Annotated in this window: 7 protein-coding genes; 3 read left to right on the forward strand and 4 right to left on the reverse strand. The window is 43.7% G+C overall.

Annotated features, from left to right (window positions below; translation table 11 throughout):
- Positions 1 to 163: 163 nt before the first annotated feature.
- The gene (locus tag QUA34_RS13160; RefSeq protein ID WP_333332653.1) at positions 164 to 499 is read right to left on the reverse strand and encodes a hypothetical protein; all 336 of its coding nucleotides are present in this window, start codon (positions 497 to 499) and stop codon (positions 164 to 166) included.
- 174 nt (positions 500 to 673) lie between these two features.
- Here QUA34_RS13160 and QUA34_RS13165 point away from each other — a divergent pair, with 174 nt between their 5' ends.
- The 3 genes from QUA34_RS13165 to QUA34_RS13175 all read left to right on the forward strand — a co-directional run bounded on the left by QUA34_RS13165 (position 674) and on the right by QUA34_RS13175 (position 2,489).
- Complete coding sequence (locus QUA34_RS13165) at positions 674 to 1,141, forward strand: hypothetical protein (protein WP_333332656.1); 468 nt, start codon at positions 674 to 676, stop codon at positions 1,139 to 1,141.
- A gap of 193 nt (positions 1,142 to 1,334) precedes the next feature.
- Complete coding sequence (locus QUA34_RS13170; RefSeq protein ID WP_333332659.1) at positions 1,335 to 1,601, forward strand: hypothetical protein; 267 nt, start codon at positions 1,335 to 1,337, stop codon at positions 1,599 to 1,601.
- A 414-nt stretch (positions 1,602 to 2,015) separates the two neighbouring features.
- Complete coding sequence (locus tag QUA34_RS13175) at positions 2,016 to 2,489, forward strand: type II toxin-antitoxin system VapC family toxin (RefSeq protein WP_333332661.1); 474 nt, start codon at positions 2,016 to 2,018, stop codon at positions 2,487 to 2,489.
- A gap of 466 nt (positions 2,490 to 2,955) precedes the next feature.
- Here QUA34_RS13175 and QUA34_RS13185 read toward each other — a convergent pair whose 3' ends face one another.
- The 3 genes from QUA34_RS13185 to QUA34_RS13195 all read right to left on the reverse strand — a co-directional run bounded on the left by QUA34_RS13185 (position 2,956) and on the right by QUA34_RS13195 (position 6,335).
- Positions 2,956 to 3,891 carry a branched-chain amino acid ABC transporter permease gene (locus QUA34_RS13185; protein WP_333387088.1) on the reverse strand — a complete coding sequence of 312 codons (936 nt, stop codon included), beginning with the start codon at positions 3,889 to 3,891 and terminating at the stop codon, positions 2,956 to 2,958.
- A gap of 74 nt (positions 3,892 to 3,965) precedes the next feature.
- A complete protein-coding gene (locus tag QUA34_RS13190; protein WP_333243435.1) occupies positions 3,966 to 4,916 on the reverse strand; it encodes a branched-chain amino acid ABC transporter permease in 951 nt (316 codons plus the stop codon).
- A gap of 162 nt (positions 4,917 to 5,078) precedes the next feature.
- On the reverse strand, positions 5,079 to 6,335 hold the full coding sequence (locus QUA34_RS13195; RefSeq protein WP_333332743.1) for an ABC transporter substrate-binding protein: 1,257 nt from the start codon (positions 6,333 to 6,335) through the stop codon (positions 5,079 to 5,081).
- Positions 6,336 to 6,865: the final 530 nt, after the last annotated feature.

Here is a 6,865-nt window from a genome sequence, read left to right on the forward strand (position 1 = left end):
TCTGCTTCACTACCTCCAAGGCTAACCCTACCACTTCTGCAATTTGCTCATCCTTCAATCCCAACTGTCGTAATTTACCAATCATTTCAATTTTAACTTGATTCGTGCTTTCCTGGAAGTCGGGAGTCGGAGGCTGACTTTTGTCTGGGGTAGGACTGGGTTTTTATGAGCAGGTCTTGATATAGTTAATGGTGTTGCTATTACCATCAATATTATTACTATTATTTAAAGCAATCTTTATAGTGGATTGCCGTTTTAGGACAGATTTAAGATTACCTTTATCAACTGATTCGCCAAAAACATCAGATAACATTTGCAAAAGCTCGTAACCTACATCCTTAGCATGACCCGCCGTACAACCGTAAGTATCTGCAAGATCAGAATACTTTTGTCGCTTCAGTATTCCCTCGATAATTTTACGCTGCAAGTCATTGAGATGTTTGCCTGTATTAGCGCTGAGCACTTCATCTACAAATTGCAAGATATGGGCAGTGTCCATCAGTAGGGGGGTCGGAGAACTATCGTTAGTATACCCGACTTTATCCGTCTTTATCCGCCTTTATCCGCCTTGCATCGCAATTTTAGAAATTCGCGTCTTTATCCGTCTTTTTTCGCTTTGCAGTTTTGGGCGATCGGTCTATAAATGAATAGATGCTAATGTTTAGGTGACAAGATGAATAAATTACTGAAATTTACAATGTGCCTTGCTGCGGCTACCTTACCCCAAGTTTTTACTCTTGGATTTATTAATGATGCTCAAGCTCTAGTTAACCGCTCAGATTTGAATGGCTTACTACTCGCGCATCCTAGTAATGGTAAAGTCTACTGGATTGATGAAGGAAAACGACGGTGGATTGCAGGTCCTAAAGTTTTCGCCCTCTTGTTTCCTGGAAGGCAGGTTCAGCAATATATAGATGTCGAGCTGATTGAGGAAGCATCATCATTAACAATGGAAAATAGAATTGTTCTTTGTAAAGAGAACGGTCATCGTTTAAATAACAAAGTGTATCTTTTGGATCAAGGTACTAAACGCTGGGTTGCAGGTCCAAAAGCTTTTGAACGTAACTTTGTTCTAAAAGCGGTAACACCTATATCTTGTCCGGCTTTGGTGAGCATCCCAGACGGTAGACCTATCCAATAGGTCGCCCACCTTTATGGAAGTTCTAACTGTGAAGACGCTATTGCTCACTAGAGGGAGTGCACTTCCTCACCGAATCATCTCCTCAGCAGACAACAGGAGATGAGTGGTAAAGTTCAGACTCAATCCGACTGACAGGGCGATCGGGTGTGGTTTTTGATTGGGAACGTATTGTTTGACACTTAAATTGTTAAGTATGAAGAAGATAAAGGCTCAACTTCCTGGAACCGTTTTTCTAGGGTTACTAATTACAGGTTCATTATTTCAATCTTCTGGGGCTTTGGCTCAACAAATAGCAAAAATGAGATTTGTTTGGGATTTTACACCCGTAGGCGGTGCTGTCTACTTCAACATCTGCACCGATCCTGAATTCAACGTCAACGAGCGTACAGGAGGATGTGCAAATATTAATGTTCTGAACTCAAATGTAACACAGAATAGAATAAAGATAGAACACGGTTAGTAACTGATAAATTGCGTGCAGGTACTTCATACAAAGCTTGTCTGGTAGCTGACAACATTGGTCGTGGCTTTGAAGGACGACGGATTCAGTGTTACAATTTCGTGGCTCGTGATGAGCAAACAATCCGATTCTCGCTTAATCAATTACAGTATGTAGGCGATCCATAACTTTAGGTATCATGGTCTTGCTCGTCTTACAAAGATGGCGGGCAATCCCCATTCTATTTGCAAGGCGATCGCACAAGAATCACCTAATCCTCTCCTCACCAGACAACAGGAGATGAGTGGTATGGAGGCGATCGCCCCTTACTTTTTTTATTAATAGGCGATGGCAATCTTTGTGGGAGCTTTCGAGTTTGTGGTGATACAATAGCTGCCACTCAATAAAATTAAGAGGGCTGCTAACTCATTCTTTATGAGCGAAACCGTCTACATCGAAACCAGTATCTTGGGCTACCTCACCGCCCGATCGACCAAGAATTTAATTTTAGCGGCCAATATAGAAATAACTAGAGATTGGTGGGAATTTCGTCGAAGCGCCTTTACCCTTTATACCTCGGAGGCAGTTCTAGATGAAGTGGTACAGGGAGATGCAGGAATCGCCACTCAACGACTGGAGATTCTGCGTGATTTTCCCTTGTTGGCATTGAACCAAGACGTACAAGATTTAGCCGTACAACTCCTAACCCGGAGCAATCTGCCTCCAAAAGCAAGAGTTGATGCAATTCACATTGCCACCGCAACTGTTCACGGCATGGATTATCTGTTAACTTGGAATTGCAAACATATTGCGAATGCTCAAATCCAGGGGAAGTTGGCGGAGATTAGTCTCGATTTCGGCTATGTGCTGCCAGTTCTTTGCACACCCAACGAACTAATGGGAGATTAGGTCATGTGGACAGATGAGATTGTTGAAGAGATCCACCGAATCCGAGAAGAGTATGCGAAGTCCTTTAATTATGATTTTGACGCAATATTTGCTGACCTCCGCAAAAAGGAAGCAGCAAGCGGTAGAAAAGTCGTAACCTTATCGCGAAAGCCCGGTCTAACAACACGTTGGAGCGGACGGGCGAGAAATCTTGGTGGTGCTGCAAAGGTTACTCGCCGCCACTCAACTGAGCCATTAGGTAGCTAATAAATACTCAATTAGCGAGGTCAAAAGTGGGAAGAGTCATCTTTAAGTAGTAAGTTTGGTAACGATCACTTAGGAGCAACGACCTCTCACCAAACAACAGGAGATGATACAGAAAGATGCGATCGTACTCGATCTTTTTTCACCGACAGGGCGATCGCTCTTTCCTTTATTTTAAGTCATCAAGTTGGCGATCGCACCTTTCTGTACTCAACATCTAATTTTAAACAGAAGTACGATTGCCCTTCTTCCACCTCTTCAACAACTCCGGCGTAACCAAACCTTGCGGAAAAAAGATCGTCCCCAAAACAATCAACAACCCAAAAATAATTAACCGCCCATCCCGCAGAAATTGCGCCAACCAAACCGGCAATCCCTGAATAGTCCCCATTCCCCTCAAAACCTCCGGCAAAGCAGTAAACACCATCCCACCCAAAACTGCTCCCAGAAAACTCCTACTACCACCAATCAACACAGAAGTCAAGTAAATAATACTAGCATCAAAAGTACCTTGACGGGCATTCCAAGTATTCAGGAAATGGGCACTAACAGCACCCACAACACCAGCTAAAACAGCACCTAACGTGAAAGCCAAAACCTTATAAAAAGTTGGGTTAATGCCGATCGCATCCGCCGCCAACTCATCAGCCCGAATCGCGGCAAAAGCCCGCCCCACCCGAATCCGTTCCAGACGATAGACCATCGCCATACTGACCAACAGTAAAGGTAGTACAATCCACAAATACTCGATCGGCGTCGCAAACGGTTGCGGAATCCCAAAAATGCCCACAGCCCCGCCAGTGATATCTAAATTCAGCGATAAAACCCGCAAAATTTCCACAAAAGCAATAGTTGCGATCGCCAAATAAATCCCACTTAACCGCAGCGCCGGAATTCCCACCAAAATCCCCAGCAACCCCGAAACAACCCCTGCAATTATCATCTCCACCAACAGCAATGGCAGTGGAAATAAACCCCCTGTCTGTTGAAAAACCGTTGTAGATAAAATCGCCGCAATATACCCACCCAAAGCATAAAAACCAGGGCTAGCCAGAGACAACTGTCCAGTCATTAAAGGCAAATACAGGGACATTCCCAACATTGCACCCAACAACATCGAGACAATCAAAAACCCGTAAGTAGTAAAAAATTCATTCATAAATTTTTTTATTTCTTAGTCTCTAGGAGAGGGACTTAGTTTGACTCTTAAGCGATTTCAATCGCCGAATTATCTTACACCTTCTGAATCAAACGCCGTCCCAACAAACCCTGCGGTCTAACCAATAGCATAATAAACAATATAGCAAAAGCAACAGCATCCTTATAAGCCGAAAAATCTCCAGGCACAAAAGCCTCCACCAAACCAATTATAAAACCTCCCAAAACTGCCCCAGGAATACTCCCCAACCCACCAAGTACAATCACCGCCAAACCTTTCAAACCAAAAGCAATACCAAAATACGGCCCAGCAATACTCACACTAGAACCGACCAAACTCCCCGCCAAACCAGCCAGAAAACTGCTCACAAAAAACGTCAACACAATGTACCTATCAGTATCAATCCCCAATAAACTAGAAGTTGTCGCATCTTCAGCCACAGCCTGCATTGCTTTGCCAAATTTAGTGAAATTAATTAAGTAAGTTAAGACAGCCACAATCGCAACTGACACCACAAAAATCACTATTTGAACAGTCCGAATCGGAATAGGTTTATCCGCTGTCCCGAAGTTAATTGCAGCAGGTAAATAGCCGTAAGTGTTAGCAGGAAAAGTGTAAATTTCCGCACCTACTAGATATTGGATAATATTGGCGATTGCCACCGCCACACCCAAACTAGAAACCACCGTCAGCAGAGGATCAGAGAGTCGGCGACGCAAAGGCAAAAAAGCAATTCGTTCAACAATTACTCCCACCAAACCAGCCATGACACTTCCCAAAATTAATGCCACAGCAAAAGGCAACTGCACGGGAATTCGAGCATTAGCCCACAACCCATTAAAACCGAAAGTACCTCCCATCAGCGCATAGGTGAAATAAGCACCCAACGTAAATACTGCACCGTGAGCAAAATTAATAATTCCGAGAATAGAAAAGACCAGCGTGTATCCCAGGGCAAAAATAGCATACACGCTGCCGATCGACAAACCATTTAAAAATTGTTGCAAAAACAGAGTTAAGTCCATCACCAGTTAGAGATTCGGCATCAACATTAAATCATTCAAAAACAAACAGCATACAATTTTTACTCTGACTTCTGAATTCCCCCCTTGGGGGCAGCGGGTTTAACCTCAGACTCACACTCAATAACTCATCCGTGTATCTGTGTCAAAATCCGTATCGTGCCTTCATTTCAAAAACTCAAACTTACCATTATTGCCATCAGCCTCCATCTTAATCCGTGCCACATAAAACTCTTTCTGATTAATCTCACCTTCAGGCGTAAAAGAAATTTCCCCCAAAGGCGTATCGTAATTACCACTCAACAACTGCTGATTTAAATTTGTACGCAATTCTGCCAAAGGCTTTTCGCTAATCTTAGACTTAGCATTAATTGCCTTTAATGACTCAACAAAAACTTGTACGCCCGTAAAAGCTTGTGCGCTAAATTGAGGCGGTTCTTTCTTGAATTGAGCGCGATAAGCATCCCGAAAAGCTTTATTAACTTCATTTTCATATTCCGGGCTGTAGGCTTGGGCAATCAAAACTCCATCACAGAGTGCTTTACAAACAGGAAATACATTAGAAGTATTCAGACCGTTGCCCCCAATGATAACGCCTTTGTATCCCAACTCCCGCAATTGCTTAATTAAATTGCCTCCATCGGCTGCCAACCCGGAAATAATTATCAAATCGGGGTTGACATTGATCGCGTTAGTAGCTTGAGATTGGAAATCTGTATCAGTAGTCAAGAATTTTTGGACTGTTGCCAATTCCAGTCCCATATCTTTAACCGTTGTCTGAAAAGTTTCAGTCTCAGATTTGCTAAAAGCATCATTCTGAGCAAAAAACACGGCTACTTTCTTAATATTGGGATTTTGCTTCAGTGCAGCTTTAACTGCATTAGGTGCTACCACTGCCACAGGGGCGGAGACTCTGGCCACATAATCGCCAATCTGGGGAATTCCTTTAGCGGTGTTGGAGGGTCCGAGTACGGGAACTTTTGCTCGATCGGCGATCGGATCAGCACTAAAGGCTTGTTGCGAGAGGGTCGGCCCCACAATACCTACCACCTTATCCTGATTGATCAGAGTGTTGAAGGCATTGATCGTCCCTTGTTCATCTCCACCCGTATCTTGGAACACCAGTCTAATCGGCGTCCCATCCACACCGCCCTTATCGTTGAAATACTTCTGGGCAATTTCCGCGCCAGCTACCTGTTCCTGACCTAGTAAAGCCACATTGCTAGTTTGGGCCACCCCAATACCTATAGATATAGTGTTGGATCTCCCCCCAGGCGAAGCCTCTGGCGAAGCACCGGGAGATGGCGAAGTCGCCGGAGATGCGATAGTAGAGGTTTGGGGAGTGTTCGTCTGACTGCAAGCGATCAGCAGTGAAGCGCAGGTAATGAATAAGCCACTAGGGCGGGCTATAAGTTTTTTCATGAGCGGGCGATCGAACATCTATATATAAAACAGCTACACGTAAAGATATTCTACCCATGCGCGGTAGATACTCCCCTCAAAAGTCCAATCTTGCCCAAAAAAAAGACCCCTTCCCGGAAAGAGGAGTCAGCCAGCGGAGGCAGGATCGGAAATCAGCAGCTCAAACCTTTACTGTGTATAGGTTCCCCAAAAACTCAAAAATATTTTCACAAAACGCTTGACAACACCTTGCGGAATAAGTATATTAATAAAGCGCCAGAAGGGAAGCGGTTCACTGAACCACGAACTAAAGGTAGAAAACTGAACCTAGAAAAAAGAATAGTTTGAAAGCTTAAAGCACTATTAACCTCGTCAAAAAAATCAAGATAGAGAGTAAAAGCGAGAGCTGATATTTAATATCGCAAACAACGAGAAAAAAGTCAAGGGAAAAAAACCAGCCTTGGTGCTGAGTAGAAAGAACTTGACTATAGCCAAAAGAACTCAACAACACGGAGAGTTTGATCCTGGCTCAGGATGAACGCTGGCGGTCT

It is taken from the genome of Microcoleus sp. POL10_C6, from assembly GCF_036701585.1.
Lineage (GTDB): Bacteria > Cyanobacteriota > Cyanobacteriia > Cyanobacteriales > Microcoleaceae > Microcoleus.